Genomic DNA, 25615 nt, shown 5'->3' with positions numbered 1-25615 from the left:
CATAAATTACCTCTATTTTTTCTTCAATAAACTTAACGAATGAACCGATATAAGAATATAACGACTCTGGGGGATAGAATGCATAAACAAAACCTACTCTATTTTTTCATACTTCTATTCGCAGCCCGCATGTTTATTAAACAAACTGGCTATTTGCAAAACGATCTGGCTGACTTTTTATTTGATGCAGTGTTTGCTCTTATTCTCATATTTATGTATTTCCGGGTTTCTAAAAAACATAAGCAGAACAGCGCTTTTCTTGAAAAAGAAATTGAAGAGCATAAGTCCACGATGGATGAGCTTAGAAAAAGCCGGGAAAGGCTTCAGGATATTTTTGATACGATTGATGTTGCCATCTGGTCACATAATCTTAAACAAAACAAACTGATGATCACCCCGGGAATTGAAAAACTTTATGGATACAGCTTGGATACGTTCATTCAAGATGTTGAACTTTGGAAGAAAGTCATTCATCCCGAAGATTATCCAATCATTGAAAAGAGAGCGAAGAAGATAGCGCGCGGAGAAACGGTGACCAGCGAGTACCGTATTACGCGGCCAAACGGAGAAATACGATGGATTCAGGACCGTGGGATTCCAATCCTTGACGAATCTGGTGAACTGGTTGACTTCAGTTCAATCCTTTATGATATCACCAATCGAAAACAGGCAGAGAGCACGATTGACCACATGGCTTATCATGATGATTTGACTGGATTGCCGAACAGGCACAGGTTTCAGGAAGTGCTGGAACAGAAAATGTTTGAAGCAGATATCAGCAAAAGCAGGATCGCTGTGATGTTTGTTGATTTAGACCGTTTCAAAATAATAAATGATACGCTCGGCCACCGCTTTGGTGACTTATTGCTTCAGCAGGTTTCCTTTCAGCTAAAAAATCTTGTCCGCCCTACGGACCACGTGTTTCGCCGAGGCGGAGATGAATTTATTCTATTGATTGAAAATACGGACGAAGCGGAAGTGAAACAGCTTTCTTTGCGTATTTTGAATCAGTTTAAAATGCCCATCCTGATCAGAGGTCATGAGATTTTCAGTACGCTTAGCCTTGGTATCTCCTTTTACCCGGGACATGGACTTGATGTGGACGAACTCATCAAAAATGCTGACACTGCCATGTACGATGCAAAAGAAAAAGGCAGGGATAATTATCAATTTTTCAATGCTGCTCTTAACGAATCAATGAGGGTGAAGATGCATCTGGAGAATGGCCTTCGCAAAGCCGTTCATCGCCAAGAGTTTACCCTTTGTTACCAGCCCTTAATTTACCTGCCGACGGGGCGAATCATTGGTACAGAGGCGTTAATCCGCTGGGAACATCCGGAATTCGGCAACATCCCGCCATCTGATTTTATCCCGGTGGCTGAAGATACAGGGCTGATCATTCCCATTGGTGATTGGGTGATAGAAGAAGCATGCCGGCAAAATAAAGTTTGGCAGAACGAAGGGCATGAAAAACTGGGCATCGCTGTGAATATTTCGGTGAAACAGCTGGAGGATCCGGGGTTTCCTGACAGGATAAAAAAGATTCTTGCTTCTTTTGACATGGACCCTTCTTTTCTTGAACTGGAGATCACAGAAGGGATGATGCAAGACTTTGATTCTTCCATTCCTAATATCAAAAGACTGAAAGATCTAGGTTTAAAAATATCCATTGATGATTTTGGAACCGGTTATTCCTCATTAAGCTACTTAAAGGTGCTTCCGATCGACACTTTGAAAATCGATAAATCATTTTTGGATGATAGCCTCGAAAGCTTTCGGGGGCAAGCACTTGTCAAAACGATTATTGATATGGGAATCAACTTACAGTTTAATGTGATCGCAGAAGGTATAGAAGATCGGATGCAGGTGGAATTTCTGCTTTCTCAAGGCTGTTTGATCGGGCAAGGGTATTTTTTCAGCGAGCCGTTATCTCCGACAGAATGCGAAGAATTCTTCCAGAAACATTTATTACCAAGGTGAAAATAAGATAAATTTCATTTTTCCTTGTCGACAAAACGGGGTTCACTCTTCAAAACTAGTGGAGTTTTTACAAAGGATTCGACTTAAGTGATAGGGAAAACATACCCAGGAGGTGCTGGAGTATGCTGAAAATAAAGTTGTTTGATGAAGAACATGAAGCTGATCTGGAAGAAGCGGTTAACGGCTTTTTGGAGAACCTCCATGAATCGAACATCAAAGATATCAAGTATCAGGTTTCGATCAGTGACAGTTTAAGGGAGGAAGAGGAACCTACCATATACTCCTACTCTATAATGGTTATTTATATTGAATAAAAAAAGGGAACTCCCTCGGCATGAGCTGAGGAGTTTCCTTTTCTTAATGTGTTGCAGCATTGGTACCTGCCAAATGTCCGGTAACGAAGGCAACCGTTATGTTATAGCCGCCGGTATAGCCATGCAGATCTAAAACTTCTCCGCAGAAATAAAGTCCTTCTTTCTTCTTTGAGGCCATGCTCTTTGGTTCAATTTCCTTGATGGAAACACCGCCGCCTGTTACGAACGCTTTCTCGATGGAAAGTGTGCCGTTCACTTCAAATGAAAACCGTTTAAGCATTGAGACGAACTGGCGCAGGCTTTGTTTGTTAAGGTGTTCACTCGTCACATCAAGCGATATGTTCGCTTTCTCCAATAAGAACAGCAAATATCGTTCTGGCAGAAAGCCTTTCAGAACATTTTTTATCGCTTTTTTCGAATCTTCTTTTAAGAGGTTATTTACGGATTGAAACAGTTCTTCTTCTTTTTGATCCGGAAAAGAATCAATGGACATCGTTATCGATTTGGTTTCAAACTTCTTCAGTGCTTTTACAACATACTGGCTTGATCGCAGGGCAGCAGGTCCGGATATTCCGAAATGTGTGAAGATCATGTCCCCTCTATGAGATTTGATCAGCTTTCCCTTCGGATTCCAAACGGAAAGCTCTGCCTGGCGGAGAGAAATACCCTGCAGTGTTTTGGATTTAACAAAAGGTTCGGAAGAGGTGATCGGAACTTCTGTAGGATACAGTTCTGTAATGGTGTGCCCTGCTTTTTTTGCCCAGGCATAGCCGTCTCCTGTTGACCCGGTATGAGGGACCGATTTTCCTCCGACCGCAATAATGACAGCTTTCGCAGGAATGACGGTACCGTTTTTTAGAACAACTTCTTTTACATGATCGTCTGTGTAATTGACGGTTTCTACTGGGGTGTTTGTCCAGATTTTTACGTTCAGTGATTCAATTTTCTTTAAAAGGGCAGCCACAACATCGCCGGCCTTGTTGCTGACAGGGAACATCCTCCCGTTGTCTTCTTCTTTCAGAGCGATACCAAGCCCTTCAAAAAAAGAGATGATGTCTTCATTGTTAAAGATTGAAAACGCACTGTATAAAAAACGCCCATTGCCGGGGATATGTTTAATAATTTCATCAATCGGGAGCCGATTCGTTACATTGCACCGGCCTCCTCCTGAAATAGCAAGCTTTCTGCCAAGCTTGTCTCCTTTATCAATGAGCAGCACACGGCTGCCCTTTGATGCTGCAGCGACCGAGGCCATCAAACCGGAAGGGCCTCCTCCAATAACCACTACATCATATTTCATGTATGCACCTGCTTCCTTTTATTACAACCAAAAAGATACCATAAATTTTGTGAAATGAAAAACTCTGTCTCGGCAGAGTGCTTATGTTACAATACTAATGTTGTTCAAGAAGATTAAATTAAAGTATGCTTATTTGCAGCACTAAATAGTAGGAGATGGATTCATGTCTCGGTTATTGCGAGGAACGTTAATTTTAACTGCAGCAACATTCTTTTCAAAATTTATCGGATTGATTTATATTGTTCCGTTTAATGCTCTTGTTGGAACAAAAGGTCTTGCACTATACGGATACGCTTATAATCCTTACACGATTCTTCTAAGTATCGCAACGATGGGCGTACCGCTGGCCGTTTCAAAGTTCGTATCAAAATATAACGCTCTCGGCGATTACGCCACAGGCCGGAAGCTGCTGAAATCTGGATTGTTCATCATGACGTTGACCGGCTTTGCCGCATTCCTTGTGCTTTATTTCATCGCTCCCGTGTTATCGTCAAACATCCTTGGAAAACATGGCGGAAACGGAAATACTGTAGATGATATTACCTTTGTTATTCGGATGGTAAGTACTGCTCTGATCTTTGTTCCTTCCATGAGCCTGATCAGAGGTTACTTTCAAGGATTTCAATCCATGGGTCCAACAGCAGTTTCCCAAGTGGTTGAACAGGTTATACGAATATTATTTATTCTTATTGCGAGCTACGTTGTCATCCATGTGCTGAACGGCACCTTGACCACTGCGGTAGGCCTTGCGACTTTTGCAGCGACGGTAGGGGCAGTGGGAGGACTGCTTGTTCTCCTTTGGTACTGGAACAGACGGCGTCCTTATTTGAAAAAAATGTACGAACAGTCCACTGTGGATTCGGGGGTTTCCCTGCCAGCAATCTATCGCGAGATTGTTTCGTATGCGGTGCCTTTTGTAGCCGTTGGACTTGCAATCCCGCTCTATAAAATTATTGATCAGTTTACGATTGTTAACACACTGCAGCGGACGGGCTACAGCCAGCCAAAGGCAGAAGATGTATTTGCGATGGTCACACAGACATCACATCAGCTTGTTATGATTCCGGTGTCCCTTGCGACGGCATTTGCTCTAACCCTTATCCCCATCATCACAAAGTCTTATACAGAAGGGGATTATGACGCGTTAAACAAGCAGATCACACAATCTTTTCAGATCACTTTGTTTTTAACAGTGCCAGCAGCAGTCGGTTTATCGGTCCTTGCTTATCCAGCCTATGGAACCCTCTTTACACTCAACGACATCAAGCTGGGCGGCGAGCTTCTGCGCTGGTATTCTCTATCGGGAATATGGTTTGCGATGTTTACGGTTACCGCGGCGATCATGCAGGGTTTAAACCGGCAAAAATACGCGCTGTTCAGTCTTTTAGTCGGCATCTTGTTTAAGCTGACCCTAAACATTCCTCTCATTTATTTATGGAAAGGCGTCGGCTCAATAATTGCAACCAACATCGGGTACACGGTTTCCATTTTAATCAATCTGTATGTGATTAAGAAATATGGAGAATTCTCGTTCAAGTGGGTATTCCGCCGCGCCATCCTGATCATTGCTTTCGGTTTGGCTATGGCAGCCGCTGTTTATGTCATCAAAGCTCCGATTGAAAGTTCATTTCATGGGGTTTATACGAAGACCAGAGGCATTGCCGTTCTGGCAGCTGGCATTCTCTTAGGAGGGCTCGTTTATTTCGCCCTATCCTACAAATCTGGTTTGATACAGATTGTATTGGGACAGCGGTTCAGTTTCCTGAAAAGAAAAAAACAGAAAGCAACGTAAAAAGAAGGTCCTTTATGGGCCTTCTTTTCTGGCATTAATCATTTTGTTCATCGTACCATTTCAGCTGATTGCCGATACTATAGCCTTCGAGTGGCACTTCAAACTGGAAACCGGCCTTAGCCAGCTCTGGCTGAAGATGTTCTCTGTAAACCCAGCCTCCATGCAAATAAACGGTGCATTCTTCCGGTTTTTCATGATTTAGCAGCTCTTTTACGACTTTCCTCGCCCAATCGTGCTTTTCCTTGGGGGAAAAATTCTTAATCGAAACATTATAGGGCTCGATCCACTGATCCTGAGTAAGAAACCCTTCTTTTGCGCTGTAAAAATAAAATGCGTCATAATTCTGCTTTGCAAAATGAACAGATTTTAAGAACAAAGGACTTATGTATAAATCTATAGCTGCTGCGGGATGGTTCAGTTTCTTTCTGGCAGTTGCCAGCAGGCCGATTTTCCGTTTCATCTAACAATCTCCTCCTATAGTACTAAAATACCCGCGTTTACTAATTATAAAGCAAAATTTTGTAAATTTATAGGAAAATATACTTATAAAAAGAAATGAGGTCAATAAAAAAATGCGAATTGATAAATTATTAGCCAATATGGGATTCGGAACCAGAAAAGAAGTGAAACAGCTTCTGAAGAAAGGTGCTGTCTTCGTGGACGGAGTACCTGTGAAAGACAGCAAGACAAAAGTGAATCCTGAAATGCAGAAGGTAACTGTACACGGAGAAGAAGTGGTCTTTAAAGATACCATTTACCTCATGATGAATAAACCGCCTGGGGTAATATCGGCAACGGAGGATCATGTACAGGAGACGGTCATCGATCTTCTGGAAGAGCAGGATCAGATTCTTTCACCTTTTCCTGTCGGCCGCCTGGATAAAGATACAGAAGGTCTCCTCATACTAACGAATGACGGACAATTGTCCCATTCGCTTTTATCCCCTAAAAAGCATGCACCTAAAACCTATTATGCGAAAATTGAAGGAGTTGTAACACAGGAAGATGTGGATGCGTTCAATGATGGAGTTACTCTTGAAGATGGATACAAGACCAACCCTGGAGCTCTTTCCATTCTCCATTCAGGAGAGGTGTCAGAAATTGAGCTTATCATTACAGAAGGGAAATTTCATCAGGTGAAAAGAATGTTTGAAGCGGTCGGGAAAAAAGTCACCTATTTAAAGCGCATTCAAATGGGAGGACTAAAGCTCGATGAGAAGCTGAAGCTCGGAGAATACAGAGAACTGACAGCAGAAGAACTGGAACGTTTATCGGAGAGAGAGGTTTTTTAAAAGGTAATTTCGGGTAATAGCTAAAAAAAGGAGGAATGTTTTATGCTATTAAAAGCTAACGATTTACTCGGAAAAAAAGTAAAGCACGCAGAAACAAAGGAAGATAACATTGACTTAAATGGCATTCTTCTGAATAAATATGATTTTTCGCTCTGTTACCTGTCGTTTGAGGAAACAGTTCCTGCCGATCCCGGAAATGAAGAATCTTTTGATCCTATTGATAAAAATGTGCTGAACATGCAAGCAGCAACGAGCGGCATCGGTTCACAAAGCACGCCGCTGAGCGGTACAGGCTATCCGGTCGCTGCAAGGTCTTATTATAAAGAAACGTATTATATTCCATGGCACGATATCATTTCACTTGATGACGACATTGTCTACCAAGGTAACGAACGTCAAATCGAAGAGCCTGAAGAGTGCATGGCCTCCTCCATATTTGATGGGTGGACGGTTGAAACCATTGACGGAGAAAAAATCGGCAAGATTAAAGATGTCATCCTGGATACCATTTCAAAAAAAGCAGTTGCCATTGAGATCGCTGAGGGGTTTTGGTCAAAACTTTTAGGTGAAGGCAACAAATACATGCCGATCGCAGGCGAACCAAACTGGGTGGAAGAGAAGTGGGTCGTTGAGCCGGAGCTCAAAGACCACTTGGTGAATGATAAGGATGACATTAAGCCGCTTTTTTAAAAAAAAGCAAGCAAAAACCCCCTTTCCATGTGGATGGGGGTTATCTCATTAGAAAAGCACTTCACAAGAGGTGATGTCTAGCTGCAGCGCCCTCGAGGACTTAAACGGGGCGCTTTTTGCTCTTCCTAGTTAAGATACTTTTACTTTTTTAGAAGTTGTTTGCCACAAGCCTCTGCTCGGGCTGGTGACCAGGTTGTTATAAGCCAATACATTTAGATCCCTCTGGATAGTGCGCTGCGTAGTCCCAAATTCTTCAACCAATTCTCGTGTTGTAACAGTCCCTTTCCTTTTTATAAAAAGATACATGGATTTTACACGGTTCAACATACGGTTAGTTGAAGGACTCAAAAAACCACTCCCTATACAGTATTGTCGTTCATAATAAATTATAGTAAAAGATCATTAATTTATTATGATAAAATGTTTAAATTTTCATTAAATATGAGATTAAAATAAAAAGCGAAGACTCCACAATCCGGTTCTTCGCTGCTTGGCCATGATTTCATATCATGATTTCTCTCTCTATTTCTCAGGTGATTGGCGGCTTCGCAGCATGTAATGACCGCTTGTTTAATAAATAAAACAAAGCATTCATCGTTTACGTTTTAACAACCACACCTCCTATTTACGCGATATTATACTTTATTTCAGAAAAAAAAGCAAATGAGCAGTCTTTATATCGTCATTATTCTGTGTTTTTTTACCTTTTTGGTAATATAAGCTAAAATAAAGAGTGGTTTTTCGTTTGAACGAGTACCTAGTAGTACTGAAACATGAGATGATACATAAGAATTGAATGGAGAAAGGTGAGCAGTATGAAAAATGTAAATTGGAAAGAAGAAATCGAAAAAAGGAAGGAAAATCTGCTTAAGGATACACAAGGCCTGCTGCAGATCAGGAGTGTGCTGGATGAAGATAAAGCCACTGATAAAGCTCCATTTGGGCCTGGGATTGAAATGGCCTTGGATTACATGCTTGAACTGGGCAATGCACAGGGTATGCAGACTAAAAATGTTGACGGCTTTGCCGGACATATTGAAATAGGAGAAGGACAAGAATTAATAGGAATTCTCGGCCATCTTGATGTTGTTCCCGACGGTGATGGATGGACGGTGGATCCGTTCGGAGGAGAGATTAAGGATGGTAAGATCTTTGCCAGGGGTGCCATTGATGATAAAGGTCCAACGATGGCTGCTTTTTACGGGATGAAGATGATAAAGGAACTTGGCCTGCCTTTATCCAAGCGAGTCAGGCTGATTCTTGGAACGGATGAGGAAAGCCTATGGCGCTGTGTGGATCATTACTTTAAGCATGAAGAAATGCCTTCATCCGGGTTTGCGCCGGATGCCGATTTTCCAATTATCCATGCCGAGAAAGGGATGCTTAACATTGATTTAAAGCAGGGAGCTGCCGCCGATAATCGCCAGCATCCTAATGTGCTTGAATCCTTTTCTTCTGGACGCAGGCTCAATATGGTGCCAGATCAGGCGGAAGCGGTGATATCAGGAAGTGAAGAGCTTGAAGAAAGCTTTCAACAATTTTTAAAAAGCCGCAATTTAACCGGTTCCTCCTCCAAAAATGATGTTGGCCTAACTCTAACTCTAATCGGGAAGTCTGCGCACGGAAGTACGCCTGAATTCGGTGTGAATGCGGGAGTCTTGCTTGCTTCATTTTTATCTGGAGCAGATCTTGATGAACAGGGAAAAGCCTACATTGGTTTTGTTAAGGATCATCTTGGAAGCATTTCAGGTGAAGAGCTTGGAATTAAGGCAGAGGATGATGTTAGCGGAATTTTAACGTTAAATCCAGGGATGTTTGATTACAGCCGGGAAGCCGGAGGGACCATCGGTCTGAATATCAGGTATCCTGTCAAGCATTCAGGAGAAACGGTATTGAATACACTTCAAAAACTGGTGGATGTAAAAGGTTTTTCCCTAGAGGTGACAAAGCATACGAAGCCTCATTTTGTAGATGAAAATCATGAGTTGGTTCAGACATTAAAAAAGGTGTATGAAGAACAAACGGGCCAGCCTGGTAATCCTATCGCTATCGGAGGCGGGACATACGCACGATCATTAGAAGCGGGTGTGGCGTTTGGCGCATTATTTCCTGGGAGGGAAGATGTTGCTCACCAAAAAGATGAATACATGTTCCTGGACGATTTATTCAGTGCTGCAGCCATTTATGCACAGGCTATTTATGAATTGGCCAGATAATCTGTGTCCATACGTTTGATTGAGAGAAAAGGGATTGGGGAGAAGGGACAAAAGTGGTTAGTCAGAAAAGAACTTCTTTAAGCCTGAAAGGTTTTTATTTATTTACTTTCTTTGCCTTTGGCAGCTTGTTTCCTTTGCTCGGTGTTTACTTTAAGGAAGAGGCCGGGCTTTCGGGAACTGAGATCGGTACGTTAATGTCATTGAGCCCTATAGTGATGATTTTTGCGCAGCCGATGTGGGGAATCATTACAGATTATACGAAAAAGCCGAAGCATGTACTCGCTGTATCGCTTCTTCTTACGGGATTAATCGGCTATGCCGTGCTGTTTATTGGCACGTACGGTTGGCTGTTCATCATACTGATCCTGCTGGCGTTATTTCAAAGTGCGATCGTACCGATATCAGACAGTATTCTTTTGAATTACGTAAACCAGACTAACCAGGAGTACGGGAATTACCGGCTGTTTGGGGCGATTGGTTTTGCAGTAGCTGTATTCATTATGGGAAAGTTATCGGAGATGTCGGGCATTTCCATCATCTTTTATTCGTTCGCTCTAAGCTTGCTTCTTTGTTTGCTGCTGATTAGAAGCATGCCGAGAGAAGGTGAGTTGCTGAAAGTGGATTTGCTTTCCGGCCTTTCTGCGTTGATTAGAATGCCGAAGTATATGGTGTTTTTAATAACCACATTTCTTATTTTTGGTCCTATCTTTGCGAACAATTTTTACTTCAGCTTTTATATCCAGGGAATTGGCGGAACCCTGACTGGAGTAGGTATCGCATTCCTGCTTGCGGCCGGCAGTGAAGCGCCATTCATGAAACTGTCGGGCATCGCACTGAGAAAGTATGGTGTTATCCAAATCATGATGTTTGCGGCAGCGGTTTCTGGTTTAAGATGGACCTTTTATTTCTTTCAGCCGTCAATCACTGTTGTGCTCTTAACGACTGTTGTCCAGGGCTTTTCCGTCGGTTTGTTTATTCCGGCGGCAATGGAATACATCCGGGAGAATACTCCCTCTGATGTGCGGGCTACAGCGGTTTCCTTATATACTGCCGTAGGTAATGGACTCGGTTCATGGTTCTGTACGTTTTTGGGAGGCATTATCTTTGATAAGTATTCAATCTTTAACACCTATCTTTTCTTCGGTATTCTTTCTTTTGCAGGCCTCTTTATGATTGGAATATTAATGCGGCTGCAGTCCAAAGATAAGCTTGGACTCAGTTCTGGTGTATAAAAAGACGGCTCATGATCCCACATGTGGACCTTGAGCCGTCTTTTTTCTTTTTATTCGAATTGGAACAGATCAGTGGATAGATAACGCTCTCCAGAATCACAGGTGATACAGACAACCACGTCATCCTTGGAAAGCTTTTTGGCGGTTTGAACGGCACCATAGACTGCTGCCCCGGACGATGGGCCAACGAGGATACCTTCTTCTGCAGCGAGTCTTCTGACGGTCGTATAAGCCGGTTCATCCTCTACATTTATGATTTCGTCATAGACGTTCTGATTTAAGATTGACGGTATAAAACCAGGGCTGGTTCCTACCAGCTTATGTTTGCCTGGTTTGCCTCCTGATAAAACAGGAGAACCCGCCGGCTCTACCACATGCACTGTCATGTCGGGGAAAGCCGCTTTTAGTGTTTCGCCAGTCCCGGTAATGGTACCTCCCGTGCCGGCAGGAGCAACGAAGGCGCTCAACGGCTTTTTCAGCTCTTGCATCGCTTCAATGATTTCAACGGCAGTGGTTGTGCGGTGGGCATCTGGATTCGCAGCGTTTTCGAACTGCATTGGCATAAAACTGTTTTCAGGGTTTTCGGCCAGCAGTTCTCTTGCCTTATTGATGGCCCCAGGCATCTTTTCGTCTCCTGGTGTGAGCACGACTTCTGCACCATAAGCTTTGAGAAGATTGATTCTCTCGGCCGTCATTGTATCTGGCATAACGATCACTGACTTGTACCCTCGGGCTGCAGCGTTCATCGCCAGACCGATTCCCGTGTTTCCGGATGTCGGTTCAATAATCGTATCCCCAGGTTTTAATTGACCTGATTTTTCCGCTTCAATGACCATGTTATAGGCAGCCCTGTCCTTTAGGCTCCGGCTTGGATTATAATATTCGAGTTTCACGTAGATGGAGGCCCCGTCTGGGTCAGGTATATGATTCAATCGGACAAGAGGAGTATCTCCAATTAATTCGGCTATGTTTTGAACAACTTTCATGATGATTTGCACATCCCTGTCTTTAACTAATTACAAAAAGTATAACAAATCCAACTTTTAAAATAAAACATGAAAGCTTTTGGATGGTTGTACGGTGATGCTTTTTGGTAAGATAGGAATAATTCCTTTTTAATGGAGATGAAAGAATGTATGAATAGACATATTTTTGCTGCCGTTCCAATTCCTTCTCATGTAAAACGCACGATTGGTGAATTATCCGAAGTGCTCAAAGAAAAGCTTCCTTTTAAACAATGGGTTCATCAAGAGGATCTGCATCTGACGCTGGCTTTTCTTGGACAAACCAGTCAAAATCAGCTTATCAATCTAAAAGAATCGTTTCATATGAATATTCATGATCTTCCATCTTTTTCTCTCACGGTATCAAGAGCAGGATTTTTCGGCAAGCTGGGCCAGCCCCGTATATTCTGGCTCGGAGTAGAAAAAGAGGCGGGCCTTTTTACTTTGCAGAGAACGGTACACGGCCTTTGCCAGAAAGCGGGCTTTCCGGTAGAAACCAGGCCGTATTCTCCCCATATTACTATTGCTAAGAGGTGGGGGGACGCTGAAGCCTCCATTAATAGCGTTTTTGATGAAAACATGATCAATCCGGTTGCCGGGCTGACGTTTGAAGTTCGCTCCATTGTGCTTTACGAAACTCACCTGGATAAAGTGCCTAAGTATAATGTCATCGAAGAGTTTAATCTTAAAGGAGAGGACGAACATTGAAAGCCTTTGTGATTGTATTTCAGATTGGTGTTTTGTATTTGTTTCATATGCTGGGCGTATGGATTTCAGAGAGCTTGCACTTATTCATTCCGGGCAGTGTCGTCGGAATGATTTTATTGTTTATAGCCCTATGTACAGGGAAATTTAAAAGCAGATGGGTAAGTTCGGGAGCGCGGTTTATGTTAGCGTATCTCCCGCTATTCTTTATTCCTGTCACCGTAGGAATCATGAAATATCCTGCACTTTTTTCTTTAAAAGGGCTGATGCTCATTGCCGCAACAGCAGTATCCACGTTTTTAGTTGTCGCCGCGACAGGATGGTCAAGTGAACGCCTCATGTCGAAGAAGGAGGCTTCGGTCAATGTTCTGGACTAGTCTTATTTTTATCCTGATCACGGTGTTCCTTTTTATCGCCATGAAAAAGGTCTATGAAAGGTGGAACTCGCCTTTTCTGATTCCTGTTCTGACCACAACGTTTGTGATCATCATGATTCTCCTGCTCACACATATTCCATACGAGAAATACATGGAAGGCGGAAAATGGATTGAAGAACTGCTCGGTCCGGGTGTGGTAGCTCTGGCTTATCCATTGTATTTATACAGAGACAGCTTAAAAAGGCACCAAGTATCTATTATTGTCGGTGTGTTTACAGGCACGCTGGTTGGTGTAACGACCGTTTTTCTTTTTGCAAGCGCCATTGGAACGAGTAAAAAGACGATCCTCTCCATGCTTCCGAAGTCTGTAACCACACCAGTCGCGATGGAAATTGCCCGATTAACCCATGGCTCACCTGCGCTTGCTTCTGTTTTTGTGATAATTGCCGGAATTTCCGGTGCCGTTTTTGCGCCAAGGTGGTTCAACTGGCTGAGGCTGAAGACTCCCCTGGCCAGGGGATTAGGAATTGGAACGTCATCCCATGCGATCGGCACATCCAAAGCGATGGAGTTCGGTGAAGAAACAGCGGCATATAGCTCAGTGGCAATGGGATTGAGCTGCATTATTGCTTCCGTTCTCGTGCCGCTTTTTGCGGCATGGTTTTTATAGAATCACCTTAATATAAAAAGGAGAGGGAGATGGCATTTGGCTCAGCTCGTAAAACTTGAAGACTATGTGTCTCGGTATGAATTAAATCTTTATCACTACCAGAGCCGATTTGTTGCGCTAAAAAAAAGGCGGGCTGAAGAAGGGAAGAATCAAAGGACTTCCATTTCAAGAAAGATTTTTACCTCCCAGCTTAAGTGGGCAAGCTCGACGGTTAAAGATTTCTCAAATTTGGACCCATGCTATTTGAACGACGAACAGCTGCAATTTTTAACTACTAAAATTCCGGATAGCTATTTTTTATTTTACAAACCAGCTATCCTGCATAAAGCGGCACCGGTAGAATTGGAAGTCATTCTGGCTGGGCCGGGGGCGATCTGGTGTATCGTGCTGCTGGAGGGGAAAGATGCCATTTATCAGGAGGACACAAAACACTTTTGGAAGCGTACTGATGATGGACAGAAGAGTAAAAAGGTAGTCAATCCTTTTATCGCACTGGAAAGAATGGATTTTGTGCTTAAGCCTTATCTGGAGCCCTTCAAAGACAGGCTGCAGTTGAAAAAAGCAGTTTTATGCCAGAACGGTTATGTCGATATCCCGCCGAAGTGGAGTGATGTCCAGGTGGTCGATAAGCGTACCTTTGGATCCTGGTATACCAGAGTGGCTGGTGATCCAAGCCCGCCGAAGAGCCACCAATTAAAATTCATCGATGCCCTGCTAAAGGCTTCTGTCACCAACTCCCTTCCGCAGCCGGAATGGGAAGGAAACAGCAGATTAGAGGAGTAATGACGGTCTATGTCGAATTCTATCTTATTCATATTTAAAGGATAAGGACTGCAAATGAAACTCTATTTATTTATTATTCATGCAAACAATAAAAAGGCTCAAAAAACCTGGAAGGCCGTAAAAAAGATTCTTTCAGCCGAGGATGTTCCTTACCGCTCCTACTATACGGAGAGTGAGGGTCATGCGCTTGAAATTGCCAAAAAGATCTCCTACATTAATCGGGATCAGATCGAAGCTATCATTACGGTAGGCGGGGATGGGACCATCCATGAAGTAATCAACGGACTGAAGGATATGCCTGAAGTACCGGTCGGCTTTCTCCCAGGCGGATCTGGCAATGACATTATTCGGGGGTTGGGGTTCAATAAGAAAAAGAGTCTGGCCTATATTTTAAAAAGACGCCTTTTAAATAAACGGAACCCTAAAAAAGTCATTGACGCTGGGGTACTCAGCTTTCCAGGCAATAAAAGACGAAATGAATTATTCGTGAGTACAGCCGGAATCGGGTTTGACGGGGAAGTGACCAAGCTGACCAATCGATCATGGTACAAGAAATGGTTCCAGCGCTTCGGTGCAGGAAACTTTGCCTATACCGTAAGCATGTTCCGTCTTCTTTTTTCCTATACACCGGTGGATGCTGCCGTTACTGTGGATGGCTGCGAGCACCAGTTTTCATCGGTTTGGCTGATCGCTGCCGGCAATATGCCCTATTACGGGGGCGGAATGAAAATATGCCCTTCTGCAAGACCGGATGATGGCCTGCTTGAGCTGTGTATTGTCCATGGCCTGCACCCATTAAAGCTGCTATTTCTCTTTGTTACCGTATTCTCGGGTAACCATAAGGAGCTGGATGGTGTAGCCATTCTCGAAGGAAGAAGGATCTCCATAGCAAGTAAAGAGCCGTTAACGGTTCAGGCGGATGGAGAATTGCTCGGCACAACACCTGTTGAATGTTCCGTCATTCCCTCTGCACTGTCTATAAAAGTTTAATTTCGCGGGAAAGTTGAGCAAAGTGAATTCTGTTTTTCTATCATTTGGATAAAATAAGAATAGTGTATCGTCTGATAGGCTCGTCGGGTTTTTTTGGACAAAAAAACCCGACGAGCCTGTTATACATAGACTGTAATGAACGGTGAATACTGCATGATTCTCGGAAAGCATTGGTTATTTAGGGGGTGGATCGGCATTTTGAACAATCATAAACGTGTTGCGGAAGCAGAACAGATCGAAGCCTATCTTGATACATTTACAATGGTCACACTCGTCATTTTTACCGAAGTGCCGAGGGAGGCCTATTTTTACGTAACAGACCTTGAAAGGGTTTACCCATTAAAAAAGATTTCTGAACAGCGGTTGGAGGACCGGCTGCTTTTTCATATGGTGCTTGATCAGAAAATTCCTATCCAACGGGATTATTGGGTTGTGTGCCCTAACGGAGGAAGAATCCCGTTAAAGACGGGGGCGGTTGTAAGAACAAAAGAGTTTGATGAAGTCTTCGCGTATGAAAAAAGTGATCTTGGCACTTTGTATACCTCTGAAAAAACCAGTTTTAAAGTCTGGGCGCCGACCGCTTCTTCTGTACGGCTGAAGCTGTTTACGAGTGTGAGTACAGCCTTTGAACACCCGATGAGATTGGGAGATAGAGGGGTATGGGAAACGGAGATAGCAGGTGATCACCATTTAAATGAATATTGTTACCTTGTCAGAGTAAATCATGCGGTCAATGAAGCTGTGGACCCCTATGCGAAAGCCGTGACGATCAATGGAAAAAGGGGAGTTGTGATCGACTTAAGCAAGACCGATCCTGTGGGCTGGGATACTGCTCTTTCCCCTCCTCCCATCAAAAAGACAGACAGTATTATATATGAAGTCCATGTCAGGGATTTTTCTATTCATCCGTTAAGCGGCATGCAGCATAAAGGTAAATTCCTTGCGTTTACAGAAACAGGCACTGCAGGTCCTGGCCATTCTGTTACAGGAATCGATCACTTGAAAAAGCTGGGTGTTACGCATGTCCAGCTTTTGCCCGTCAATGATTACGGAAGTATTGATGAAACAAAGGCAGATACGGAGTACAACTGGGGTTATGATCCGCTGCATTTCAATGTGCCTGAAGGCTCTTATGCGACCGATCCCGCAGATCCGATTTCAAGAATCAAGGAATTTAAAGCACTGATTTCATCTATGCACGTAAATGGTCTACGTGTCATTATGGATGTTGTTTATAACCATGTTTTTATCAGGGAGACATCTGATTTTGAAAAGATTGTGCCTGGCTATTACTTTAGGTTTGATTATGGAGGGAATCCTGTCAATGGAACAGGCGTAGGAAATGATACAGCCTCAGAACGATATATGATGAGGAAATTCATGATGGATTCAGTGATGTTTTGGACGAAAGAATATAAAGTAGATGGTTTCCGGTTTGATTTAATGGGTATTCATGATATCAAAACGATGAACGAAATTTACAGGGAACTTGCGGAAGTAAATCCTGCTGTTTTTATTTTAGGAGAAGGCTGGAAGATGAATACGTGGCTGGATGAAGACCAAAAGGCATGTATTGATTCTGCAGTTAAGATGCCGGGAATCTCATTCTTTAATGATCGTTTCCGTGACCATGTTAAAGGGAATATCTTTCATGACGCACATGAAGGATTCATTAATGGGGACGCCTCCCAAATTGCAGGGATGTATGAAAATGCATCCGGAAATTCGGGAGAGCAAGGGTTGTTCATAACACCAGGCCAAAGCATTAATTATATTGAATGCCATGATAACCACACGTTATGGGACCGGCTTCGTGCGCTGCATCCCTATGAAGAAGAGACAGTCCTGCGAAAACGGCATTTGCTCGGTACAGCACTTGCTATCTTTTCACAGGGAGTTCCATTCATTCATGCAGGCCAAGAGTTTTTCAGAACAAAGCAAGGAGACGGCAACAGCTATAAATCGGGTGATATTATCAACAGGCTTGATTGGGAACGGAAAGCAAAATATGAAGCAGACGTACAATATGTGGCTGAACTCATTCAAATTAGAAAGAAGCATCCCGCCTTCCGAATCGATCAACCTGAGGTAATTGCCGACTGCTTATCTCTTCTTCAATACCTGCCTGATGGATTGTTCGGGTACATGATCAAAAACATAGGCGAGCTGGATTCATGGAAGCATATTATCCTTTTATACAACGGCCATCAGAGCGAGAAGGTTTACCAGCTGCCGTTTCCAGGCCAATGGACAGTTACGGCAGAGGCAATGGAAGTGAAAGAGGATGGGCTGTATAAAACAGATGCCGATACGCTCATCATTCCGCCACTTGGATTTACAATGGCCGTTCAGTATAGCGAAAAATTTTAACGAAACATAAATATGTACGATTTTTCTTCAGGCTGTGTTAAAATAATGTATTCGTAGAGGTTTTAAATTTTAAACAAAGTGTATGTTAACCGATATAAAAGAGGACATAATAATTTTCCGCATGAGATTGAAGGTGAACGTTTTGGAACACATACTAGGCAAGGGCTGGCAGATTATGCCGGCTGGTGGGGCAACAGGAGAAGCATATCAAGCTAAATATGAAGATCAGACTCTTTTTCTAAAGCGCAATTCGTCACCTTTTCTCGCGGTACTTTCTGCGGAAGGAATTGTTCCGAAATTATTATGGACAAAAAGATTGGGCAACGGAGATGTAATTACGGCACAAAAGTGGCTGAACGGAAGGGAATTAAAAGCATCTGAAATGCTGAATGATGGCGTGGGGAGACTTTTAGGCAGAATACATAAGTCTTCTGAACTTCTTGATATGTTAAAACGCTTGGGTAAACAGCCGCTCACTCCTGATCTGATTATTGATGATATTGAAACGAAAATCCAGGCTGAACAGGTATGTCCTCCAAAAATAAAGGAGGCTGTCCGTTATTTAAAATTGCAAAAAAACGTCATCCAGCATGACGATAAAGTCGTCTGCCATTGTGACGTTAATCATAATAACTGGCTGCTGAGCGAAACCAACGAGTTATATCTTATAGACTGGGATGGTGCGATGATTGCTGATCCCGCTCTTGATCTTGGTATGCTTCTATACTGGTATATTCCTCGTGAAAATTGGTCTAAATGGCTGTCCACCTATGGAGTCGAACTAACCGTGGACCTTCAGCGGAGAATGCATTGGTATATTATCGCACAAACCATTTTGTCGGTATTTTGGCACAGTGAGAGAAAACAGGAAGCTGAAAAAGAATACTGGTACAATTTTTTAAAGCAAGTCTTGCAGGAAAGCTATTATATAAATTGAAAAATTCGACAATTTCCATTTATTGCCCGGGTAATCCCTGTTAATTTGCTATGAAGTTTGAAAGGGTTGAATGGTATTCAGCCAATTTTCGATATGGGGCTTATGATTTGTTATATGTTCTTCAAGGTTCTCATGAGTTGAACCATCGTGACTGTACGTGTTAATGAGACCCAAGACATCCTTGATTTCATTATTTAAACTTCCATGCTGCATCAGCCGGGTAGCCAGGCGTTCCAGTTGGGCGCATTCCTGAGGCGTGCCCTTGCAATCGGTGTGATGATCTTGAAGAATGTCTCTTAACAGTGTCAGTTGATGGGTATAATCAAGCGGCATATATCTTCACGTCCTTCTTTTAAACTGTTGATGAAATTCAGTAATCATAGGGTATGGAATACGGAAGAATTTATCCGCGACGTAAAGCTGCGGGTTCTTTTTTTTGAACGTAGGCTTTATTGAAGCCTTTTTCTGAACAGCGTTTCATGTTAAAATGTCGAAGGTGTTAAATGGTATTTGATGTTAGAAAGGGAGATCAGTATGCGTCAGCGTTTTAAACCATGGGCAAAAGAAAAGCTAAATGAGTATCCAGAGGTTGTTGCCCCGAATCCTGCTGATTTAAAAGGAAAATGGCACGAATATTTTGGGAACGATCATCCGATTCATATTGAAGTAGGAACGGGTAAAGGAAGTTTTGTTACAGGAATGGGAAAGGCTCATCCGGATATCAACTATATCGGCATGGAAATTTACGATAGCATTATTGTCTCTGGATTGGAAAAAATTGTTACGGGAGAGATCGACAACGTTAAACTGATAAGAGAAAATGCCCAAAAGCTGACTGATTTTTTTGAGCCGGGTGAAGTGGACAGAGTATATCTTAACTTTTCGGATCCCTGGCCGAAAAACAAGCATGAAAAGCGCCGTCTAACGTACGAATCGTTCCTTTCCATTTTCGAAACCATCCTTAAAGACGAGGGAGAAATTCATTTTAAAACCGATAACCAGGGATTATTTGAGTATTCTCTCCACAGTTTCTCAAAATATGGCATGATTCTAAAACAAGTCTGGCTTGATTTGCATAAAAGTGATTATGAAGGCAATATCATGACGGAATACGAAGAGAAATTTTCTTCCAAAGGCTTCAGGATCTATCGGACTGAAGCGCAATTCCGTTCAAAAAAGTAACCCGGGATAACTCCCGGGTTTTTTTATGTTTCAGACATTCAGCAGGTAGCTTGCATTAAAAAAAGTATGGTACACTGAATTCAGATTATTTTTAATGTTGCAAAGGAGAGTCTCACAATGGATCAGTGGAAGGTAGGCAAGTTAACGTTAACTTGGCTGGATGGCGGAGTAACCCATATGGATGGGGGAGCCATGTTTGGAGTGGTTCCAAAACCGCTATGGAGTAAAAAGTATGCTGTGAATGAGCTGAATCAGATTGAATTACGAACAGAACCGATTTTGCTGCAGGGATTCGGAAAGAATATTCTCATTGAATCAGGAATAGGCAGCGGGAAGTTAAGTGACAAACAAAAGCGGAACTATGGCGTTCATGAAGAATCAGTGATTGAAGAAAGTCTTGAAGCCTTGGGCATGTCAGCGGGGGATATTAATATTGTTTTGATGACACACATGCACTTTGATCATGCCTCCGGATTAACGAAAATGGCAGACGGCGAACTAAAGCCCGTTTTCGAAAACGCTGTCATCTATACCTCTGAAACCGAATGGAAGGAACTGAAGGATCCGAATATCCGTTCAAGAAATACATATTGGGAAGAAAATTGGAGGCCCATCGAGCATCAGGTGACAACGTTTAATGAATCCTTTGAGCCTCTGCCTGGAATCAGGATGATTCATACCGGAGGCCATAGTGACGGCCACAGCATTATTGAAATACAGACAGAAGGAACCGTGCTCTATCATCTGGGTGATATCATGCCGACCCATGCGCATAAAAATCCGCTTTGGGTGCTTGCTTATGATGATTATCCGATGACTTCGATTTATGAAAAACAAAAATGGATCAAGCCAGATACGTGGTACTTTTTTTACCATGATGCGGTATACAGAGCAGTCAAGTGGGATGACCAAGGAAAGATGATCGAGGGAATTGCTCGCCCAAAGGATTAGGTTGTCAAAAATCCGTCACATTATTTCCAAATTCAAGCGGGTAAATAAAAAGGAAAAATATGATATGATGGAAGAGATTAGAATTAGAATTGGAATTGTACTGAAAGCAAGGAGGATTATAATGAAAAGGAAGATTATTGCACTATTATCCGTTTTTACTCTTGTTTTTTCCTTTGCCTCTATCGCTTCTGCAGCTGGAGCGACAGCAGACAATGAAATGAAAGCAGCCATTGAAAAAGGCCTGAAAGAAAAGCACTACGATTACAAGAAGGGCAGTATTGAGATTACAGATCTTAAGACTGTTCCGAACAATGATCCAAAGCTTGATACTTCTGAGATCGTCGTAGGCATGGGTTCCTACAAGACACTTAGAGATAACATTTTTTACTTCAAACACAAAGATATTGTCTTTTACAATGCGAAAGACAATAAGATGCTGACAGAGCAGGAAGTGGCAAAAGCCGGTCCAGAACTTCAGCAGTACAAAAAAACACATGAGGATCAAGTAGGCACGAAGATGGATTTTGTTGTGATCATACTGCTTCTTTCCCTTGTCTTGCTTGTACCGCTATACCTCCTTACCATTTGGGAGAAAGGCCAGTACCTAACAACTAAATTTAAAATTAAAAACAACTTGTACAATCATATGAAAAACTTTAACTAAAAAAGGCGCCGCAGTGTTTGCGGCGCTTTTTTGTGTCTATACCATTACTTTAGCTTTTTCACCGTGTTTAGAGATATCAAGGAGCGTTCCGGTTTTGGCATCAATAATGAAATCAAATTGAGTGAGGGTGGAGTTGAGTGTGCTGGAAAGGCCTCCTTTGTATACTGTAAACGGCAGCCCGAAGCGCTTTACTTCCTCAGGATGTACGCTGATCCATGAACCGGTAACCATAAATTCGTCCTTGGTCTGGCTCTTTACCAGTTTTAATGCTTTTTCAGGAGTCAGGTTCTGAGGTGCTCGCTTTGCTGCTACATATCCTGCTGCGAAGCCTGCGACTCCGGCAAGAATCCATTTGCTTGCTTTCATTTTCAGCATCTCCTTTTCTTATGTAAGCTTTTCCCCATTCAGTATAACAGAAAGCTTTAGTTTTTCTGACTTTTTTGCTATTCTTAAAAGGCAGTCAATGAATGAGGGTTCGAAATTCCCACCCCTCGCTAAAAAAAACTAGGGAGCGTGGAAACTTATAAAATCTTTCACTCTCTCCCGATACGTCTGTTTGTATGGGGATTTTTTTATTGGTTATCCATGTTCTTGGAAGGATGAAAATATATGGAGTTTGAAATTCCAAAAAAGGTTCAAAAAATAGATGAGGATATTGAGCGAAGCAAGCTGAAGTATCATCATAAACGGGTAGCTGTAACGAAAGAATTCACATTTGACGCCGCCCACCACCTTCACTGTTATGAAGGGAAATGCAAGAATCTGCATGGGCATACGTATAAGCTGGTGCTAACTATTAGCGGATTCGTTGACCCTGTAGGAATCTCAATGGATTTTGGGGACATTAAGAAAATTTATAAAGAGGCGATCGAGAGCAGGCTTGATCATCGTTATTTAAATGAAGTGCTGCCGCCGATGAACACAACGGCTGAAAATATGATCGTTTGGATCTGGGAAGAGTTTGATAAAAAATTAACGGAATATCGTTGGAAAGATAAAGGATTCCGATTGGAAGAAATCGTTTTATATGAAACCCCCACGAGCTATGCGACCTTAAAAAGGGAGTGGATGGAACATGCCGAATCACTTTAACTTACCATCCTCAGATGTCTACTCCCAGTGGAAAGTCCCGATGGTAGAGATCTTCGAGACTATTGAAGGCGAAGGAATGGCCGCAGGCTTTCCAACCATTTTTGTACGTGTATTTCATTGTAACTTACGCTGCACATGGTGTGATACTCCTTATAGCTATGCGCCAGCCAAGCCGGAATTTGAGGCAACGATTGAAGAAATCATTCAGAGAATCAATTCTTTTGCATCAAAACGGATCTGCTTTACGGGCGGGGAGCCGCTGATCCACAGAGAAAAATCGGCTGCGCTCTTAAAAGCGATGGCGGAAATTGAAAGAATTGAAGATATTCATATAGAGACCAATGGTGCTATTGCTCTTGAAGCGTTTCAGTTATTAAGGGAGAGCGACCCATTAATTAAAAACAAAGCAAGGTTTGTAATGGATTATAAACTGCCGGCTTCTGGAGAGATGGATCGCATGGTTCATGAGAATTTCGATCATTTGGAACCGCAGGACGAAATTAAATTTGTAATCGGCAGTGATGAAGATTTTGAACTTGCTGCATCTGTAGTCAATCAACATCACAAACAAGGACAGGTATTGTTCAGTCCGGTCTGGGAAACAATGCCGCCTGAAAAGCTTGTAAACAAAGTCCTTGAAGAGCGCATGTCAGATATCAAAGTCAGTATGCAGCTCCATAAAATCATTTGGCATCCGGATAAGAGAGGGGTATAAGATGAAAAAAGCGGTTATTGTTTTAAGCGGTGGATTGGACAGTACAACTTGTATGGGGATTGCGGCAAATGAAGGGTATGAGCTGTATCCGCTAACCTTCCATTATGGTCAGAGGCATAGCCGTGAGGTGCTTCAGGCAAAAAAGGTAGCCCAACATTATAACGTGAATGAACACCGTATTGTGGACATCGCGTTTCTGAATCAGATCGGCGGCAGTGCATTGACAGATTCCTCGATTGATGTGCCGACTGAAAAGGATGACAAGGAAGAAATTCCATCAACGTATGTACCGGCCCGAAATATGATTTTTCTTTCACTGGCGAGTGCTTATGCGGAAGTGATTGGTGCTGAAGCTGTTTATATCGGTGTGTCAGCAGTTGATTACAGCGGATATCCAGATTGCCGTCCTGAATTCATTAAAAGCATGAATGAAACCATCAACCTGGCAACAAAAGCAGGAACAACTGGTGAAAAGATTTCAATCTGTGCACCTCTTATGCATTTAACGAAAAAAGAGACTATCGAAAAGGGTCTTGAACTGGAAGTCCCGTACCGTCTGACGACCTCTTGTTATAACGGAGAAGAAGAAGCGTGCGGAGAATGTGACAGCTGCCAGCTGCGTTTAAAAGGATTTGAAGAAGCAGGCGCCGCTGATCCGATTCCTTATAAATAATTGTTTGAACAACCACCCCTATTGCTGCATTGGAAAATTATTGTTTCCAGCGTTACAATAGGGATATACATATACTAGCTTTCCGAAAGGAGAAACAATGAATACTGAAACGCTGGAGTTGTTTAGAACATTAACAGAGCTTCCTGGCGCTCCGGGATTTGAGCATGAAGTCCGGAAGTTTGTCAGAAGAGAAATTGAACCGCTGTCCGATGAGATTATTCAAGACGGACTTGGCAGCATCTTTGGTGTGAAGCATGGCGAAGGGCCAAGAGTAATGGTCGCCGGCCATATGGATGAAGTCGGCTTTATGGTAACAAGAATTACGAAAACTGGTATGATCCATTTTGAAACGCTTGGCGGCTGGTGGAGCCAGGTCCTGCTCGCACAAAGAGTTCAGATCATCACGGATCAGGGTCCTGTCGTTGGTGTGATTGGTTCGGTACCGCCTCATCTGCTTCTTGAGGAGCAGCGGAAGAAGCCAATGGATATCAAGCACATGTATATTGATATCGGTGCAGACAACAAGCAAGATGCTGAGAAAATCGGCATCCGTCCAGGACAGCAGGTTGTGCCGATCTGTCCTTTCACACCGATGGCCAATCCCAAAAAGATTCTTGCTAAAGCGTGGGATAACCGTTATGGCGTAGGCCTGGCGATCGAACTTCTAAAAGAAGTAAAGGATACGAAACTGCCGAATCAGCTCTATTCAGGAGCTACAGTCCAGGAAGAAGCTGGTCTCAGGGGCTCGAAAACAGCCGCCAACCTGATTGAGCCTGATATTTTCTATGCACTGGATGCAAGTCCGGCCAACGACATGACAGGCAATGAAAATGAGTTTGGCCATTTGGGAAAAGGAACTTTGCTTCGTATCCTAGATCGTACGATGATCACGCATAAAGGGCTTCGAGACTTTATTTTAGATACGGCTGAAACCAACAAAATTCCTTATCAATACTTTGTTTCGCCAGGTGGAACGGACGCAGGAAGTGTCCACCTTTCAGGAAAAGGAGTTCCTTCAGCCGTAGTAGGTATTTGTTCCCGTTATATTCATACGCACGGATCCATCGTCCATATTGATGATTATGCGGCAGCAAAAGAACTGCTGATCAAGCTCGTAAAGAGCACAGATCAAACAACATTGAACAGTATATTGAACGATTAACAGCAAACAAGGGTGATGTTATGAAGTTTGCAGTAGGTTCAGCAAATCCCGCAAAAATAAAGGCGGTTGAACATGTAGTGAACGAGCCTGTTCAATCGATGGATGTGCCTTCTGGCGTTTCTCCCCAGCCTTTCTCCGACGAGGAGACTAGGCTGGGAGCCGTTAACCGGGCAAAGGCTTGTGTTAAAAACGGTGCAGAGCTGGGATTCGGCTTAGAAGGCGGTGTTTCAGAGACTGAGGGAACACTGTATTTATGCAACTGGGGGGCTTTGTCTGACAGGGAAGGGAACGTTCTCGTGGCAAGCGGTGCAAAGATTCCGCTGCCGGAGGAAATCGCTGAACCAATCAGAAAAGGCCATGAACTAGGCGATGTGATGGCCAGCTTCACATCAGATAAAGACATTCGAAAAAAAGCGGGTGCCATCGGAATTTTTACGAATGGCCGGCTTTCGAGAGACGAGATGTTTGAACATATTGTCAAGATGCTCTACGGGCAATACGAGTATTATCAAAAAAGATAGCAG

28 protein-coding genes are annotated in these 25615 nt (G+C 42.9%); 22 read left to right on the top strand and 6 right to left on the bottom strand.

What is annotated here, in order from left to right; genetic code table 11:
• The first annotated feature begins 78 nt into the window (after positions 1-78).
• Together M1K46_RS13395 and M1K46_RS13390 are read left to right on the top strand one after the other, a co-directional pair.
• Positions 79-1980 carry a putative bifunctional diguanylate cyclase/phosphodiesterase gene (locus M1K46_RS13395; RefSeq protein WP_256226333.1) on the top strand — a complete coding sequence of 634 codons (1902 nt, stop codon included), beginning with the start codon at positions 79-81 and terminating at the stop codon, positions 1978-1980.
• 122 nt (positions 1981-2102) lie between these two features.
• The gene (locus tag M1K46_RS13390; protein ID WP_053357502.1) at positions 2103-2294 is read left to right on the top strand and encodes a sporulation protein Cse60; all 192 of its coding nucleotides are present in this window, start codon (positions 2103-2105) and stop codon (positions 2292-2294) included.
• Positions 2295-2337: 43 nt separating this feature from the next.
• On the opposite strand, the gene M1K46_RS13385 is transcribed toward M1K46_RS13390, so the two are convergent.
• The gene (locus tag M1K46_RS13385) at positions 2338-3594 is read right to left on the bottom strand and encodes an NAD(P)/FAD-dependent oxidoreductase (RefSeq protein ID WP_256226331.1); all 1257 of its coding nucleotides are present in this window, start codon (positions 3592-3594) and stop codon (positions 2338-2340) included.
• Between the two features lie 163 nt (positions 3595-3757).
• On the opposite strand from M1K46_RS13385, the gene M1K46_RS13380 reads away from it, so the two are divergent.
• Positions 3758-5386, top strand: coding sequence for a putative polysaccharide biosynthesis protein (locus tag M1K46_RS13380; protein ID WP_256226330.1), 1629 nt, complete (start codon positions 3758-3760; stop codon positions 5384-5386).
• 34 nt (positions 5387-5420) lie between these two features.
• On the opposite strand, the gene M1K46_RS13375 is transcribed toward M1K46_RS13380, so the two are convergent.
• Positions 5421-5846, bottom strand: coding sequence for a DUF6884 domain-containing protein (locus M1K46_RS13375; RefSeq protein WP_256226329.1), 426 nt, complete (start codon positions 5844-5846; stop codon positions 5421-5423).
• A gap of 112 nt (positions 5847-5958) precedes the next feature.
• Here M1K46_RS13375 and M1K46_RS13370 point away from each other — a divergent pair, with 112 nt between their 5' ends.
• Together M1K46_RS13370 and M1K46_RS13365 are read left to right on the top strand one after the other, a co-directional pair.
• Positions 5959-6678 (top strand): pseudouridine synthase, encoded by a 720-nt coding sequence (locus tag M1K46_RS13370; protein WP_256226328.1) that lies wholly within the window; start codon positions 5959-5961, stop codon positions 6676-6678.
• 42 nt (positions 6679-6720) lie between these two features.
• Positions 6721-7368 (top strand): PRC-barrel domain-containing protein, encoded by a 648-nt coding sequence (locus M1K46_RS13365; protein ID WP_256226327.1) that lies wholly within the window; start codon positions 6721-6723, stop codon positions 7366-7368.
• 129 nt (positions 7369-7497) lie between these two features.
• On the opposite strand, the gene M1K46_RS13360 is transcribed toward M1K46_RS13365, so the two are convergent.
• A complete protein-coding gene (locus M1K46_RS13360; protein ID WP_082316176.1) occupies positions 7498-7716 on the bottom strand; it encodes a DeoR family transcriptional regulator in 219 nt (72 codons plus the stop codon).
• A 467-nt stretch (positions 7717-8183) separates the two neighbouring features.
• Between M1K46_RS13360 and pepV the strand changes: the two genes are divergently transcribed.
• Both pepV and M1K46_RS13350 read left to right on the top strand, forming a co-directional pair.
• Positions 8184-9584 (top strand): dipeptidase PepV, encoded by a 1401-nt coding sequence (gene pepV / locus M1K46_RS13355; protein ID WP_256226326.1) that lies wholly within the window; start codon positions 8184-8186, stop codon positions 9582-9584.
• Positions 9585-9637: 53 nt separating this feature from the next.
• Positions 9638-10816 carry an MFS transporter gene (locus M1K46_RS13350; RefSeq protein WP_256226325.1) on the top strand — a complete coding sequence of 393 codons (1179 nt, stop codon included), beginning with the start codon at positions 9638-9640 and terminating at the stop codon, positions 10814-10816.
• 50 nt (positions 10817-10866) lie between these two features.
• Here M1K46_RS13350 and cysK read toward each other — a convergent pair whose 3' ends face one another.
• Entirely contained in the window at positions 10867-11802 is a 936-nt protein-coding gene (cysK, locus tag M1K46_RS13345) for a cysteine synthase A (protein ID WP_091003800.1), read from the bottom strand.
• 150 nt (positions 11803-11952) lie between these two features.
• On the opposite strand from cysK, the gene thpR reads away from it, so the two are divergent.
• The 7 genes from thpR (at position 11953) to M1K46_RS13310 (ending at position 18652) form a co-directional block, all read left to right on the top strand.
• Positions 11953-12528 (top strand): RNA 2',3'-cyclic phosphodiesterase, encoded by a 576-nt coding sequence (thpR, locus tag M1K46_RS13340; protein ID WP_256226324.1) that lies wholly within the window; start codon positions 11953-11955, stop codon positions 12526-12528.
• A complete protein-coding gene (locus tag M1K46_RS13335; protein ID WP_256226323.1) occupies positions 12525-12902 on the top strand; it encodes a CidA/LrgA family protein in 378 nt (125 codons plus the stop codon). The genes thpR and M1K46_RS13335 overlap by 4 nt, the downstream gene beginning before the upstream one ends.
• Positions 12889-13572: an LrgB family protein gene (locus M1K46_RS13330; protein WP_256226322.1), complete on the top strand. Its 684-nt coding sequence runs from the start codon at positions 12889-12891 to the stop codon at positions 13570-13572. Before M1K46_RS13335 ends, M1K46_RS13330 begins: the two co-directional genes overlap by 14 nt.
• Positions 13573-13608: 36 nt before the next feature.
• Positions 13609-14355, top strand: coding sequence for a hypothetical protein (locus M1K46_RS13325; RefSeq protein WP_256226321.1), 747 nt, complete (start codon positions 13609-13611; stop codon positions 14353-14355).
• A 54-nt stretch (positions 14356-14409) separates the two neighbouring features.
• Positions 14410-15345 (top strand): diacylglycerol/lipid kinase family protein, encoded by a 936-nt coding sequence (locus M1K46_RS13320; RefSeq protein ID WP_256226320.1) that lies wholly within the window; start codon positions 14410-14412, stop codon positions 15343-15345.
• Positions 15346-15543: 198 nt separating this feature from the next.
• Positions 15544-17715: a type I pullulanase gene (gene pulA / locus M1K46_RS13315; RefSeq protein ID WP_256226319.1), complete on the top strand. Its 2172-nt coding sequence runs from the start codon at positions 15544-15546 to the stop codon at positions 17713-17715.
• A 142-nt stretch (positions 17716-17857) separates the two neighbouring features.
• A complete protein-coding gene (locus M1K46_RS13310; RefSeq protein ID WP_256226318.1) occupies positions 17858-18652 on the top strand; it encodes a phosphotransferase family protein in 795 nt (264 codons plus the stop codon).
• A 48-nt stretch (positions 18653-18700) separates the two neighbouring features.
• On the opposite strand, the gene M1K46_RS13305 is transcribed toward M1K46_RS13310, so the two are convergent.
• Positions 18701-18985, bottom strand: a complete 285-nt coding sequence (locus M1K46_RS13305; protein ID WP_256226317.1) for a YtzH-like family protein — start codon at positions 18983-18985, stop codon at positions 18701-18703.
• A gap of 201 nt (positions 18986-19186) precedes the next feature.
• Here M1K46_RS13305 and trmB point away from each other — a divergent pair, with 201 nt between their 5' ends.
• The 3 genes from trmB (at position 19187) to M1K46_RS13290 (ending at position 21449) form a co-directional block, all read left to right on the top strand.
• Entirely contained in the window at positions 19187-19834 is a 648-nt protein-coding gene (gene trmB / locus M1K46_RS13300; RefSeq protein WP_256226316.1) for a tRNA (guanosine(46)-N7)-methyltransferase TrmB, read from the top strand.
• A 117-nt stretch (positions 19835-19951) separates the two neighbouring features.
• Positions 19952-20785 carry a YtnP family quorum-quenching lactonase gene (locus tag M1K46_RS13295; protein WP_256226315.1) on the top strand — a complete coding sequence of 278 codons (834 nt, stop codon included), beginning with the start codon at positions 19952-19954 and terminating at the stop codon, positions 20783-20785.
• Positions 20786-20906: 121 nt separating this feature from the next.
• Positions 20907-21449, top strand: a complete 543-nt coding sequence (locus M1K46_RS13290; protein ID WP_091003824.1) for a hypothetical protein — start codon at positions 20907-20909, stop codon at positions 21447-21449.
• Between the two features lie 36 nt (positions 21450-21485).
• On the opposite strand, the gene M1K46_RS13285 is transcribed toward M1K46_RS13290, so the two are convergent.
• The gene (locus M1K46_RS13285; protein ID WP_256226314.1) at positions 21486-21815 is read right to left on the bottom strand and encodes a PepSY domain-containing protein; all 330 of its coding nucleotides are present in this window, start codon (positions 21813-21815) and stop codon (positions 21486-21488) included.
• A gap of 243 nt (positions 21816-22058) precedes the next feature.
• On the opposite strand from M1K46_RS13285, the gene queD reads away from it, so the two are divergent.
• From queD to M1K46_RS13260, 5 genes are all read left to right on the top strand, one after another.
• Positions 22059-22541: a 6-carboxytetrahydropterin synthase QueD gene (gene queD, locus M1K46_RS13280; RefSeq protein ID WP_256226313.1), complete on the top strand. Its 483-nt coding sequence runs from the start codon at positions 22059-22061 to the stop codon at positions 22539-22541.
• The gene (locus M1K46_RS13275; RefSeq protein WP_256226312.1) at positions 22525-23256 is read left to right on the top strand and encodes a 7-carboxy-7-deazaguanine synthase QueE; all 732 of its coding nucleotides are present in this window, start codon (positions 22525-22527) and stop codon (positions 23254-23256) included. The genes queD and M1K46_RS13275 overlap by 17 nt, the downstream gene beginning before the upstream one ends.
• A gap of 1 nt (position 23257) precedes the next feature.
• Positions 23258-23929 (top strand): 7-cyano-7-deazaguanine synthase QueC, encoded by a 672-nt coding sequence (gene queC / locus M1K46_RS13270; protein ID WP_053357523.1) that lies wholly within the window; start codon positions 23258-23260, stop codon positions 23927-23929.
• Positions 23930-24026: 97 nt separating this feature from the next.
• Positions 24027-25091 carry a M42 family metallopeptidase gene (locus M1K46_RS13265; RefSeq protein WP_091003836.1) on the top strand — a complete coding sequence of 355 codons (1065 nt, stop codon included), beginning with the start codon at positions 24027-24029 and terminating at the stop codon, positions 25089-25091.
• A gap of 20 nt (positions 25092-25111) precedes the next feature.
• Positions 25112-25612, top strand: coding sequence for a DUF84 family protein (locus M1K46_RS13260; protein WP_053357525.1), 501 nt, complete (start codon positions 25112-25114; stop codon positions 25610-25612).
• The last annotated feature ends 3 nt before the right edge of the window (positions 25613-25615 follow it).

Source organism: Fictibacillus sp. WQ 8-8, assembly GCF_024494405.1.
GTDB lineage: Bacteria > Bacillota > Bacilli > Bacillales > Fictibacillaceae > Fictibacillus_C > Fictibacillus_C marinisediminis.
The sequence above is the reverse complement of the archived record's forward strand: the minus strand, read 5'-3'. Positions and strand labels throughout refer to the sequence as shown.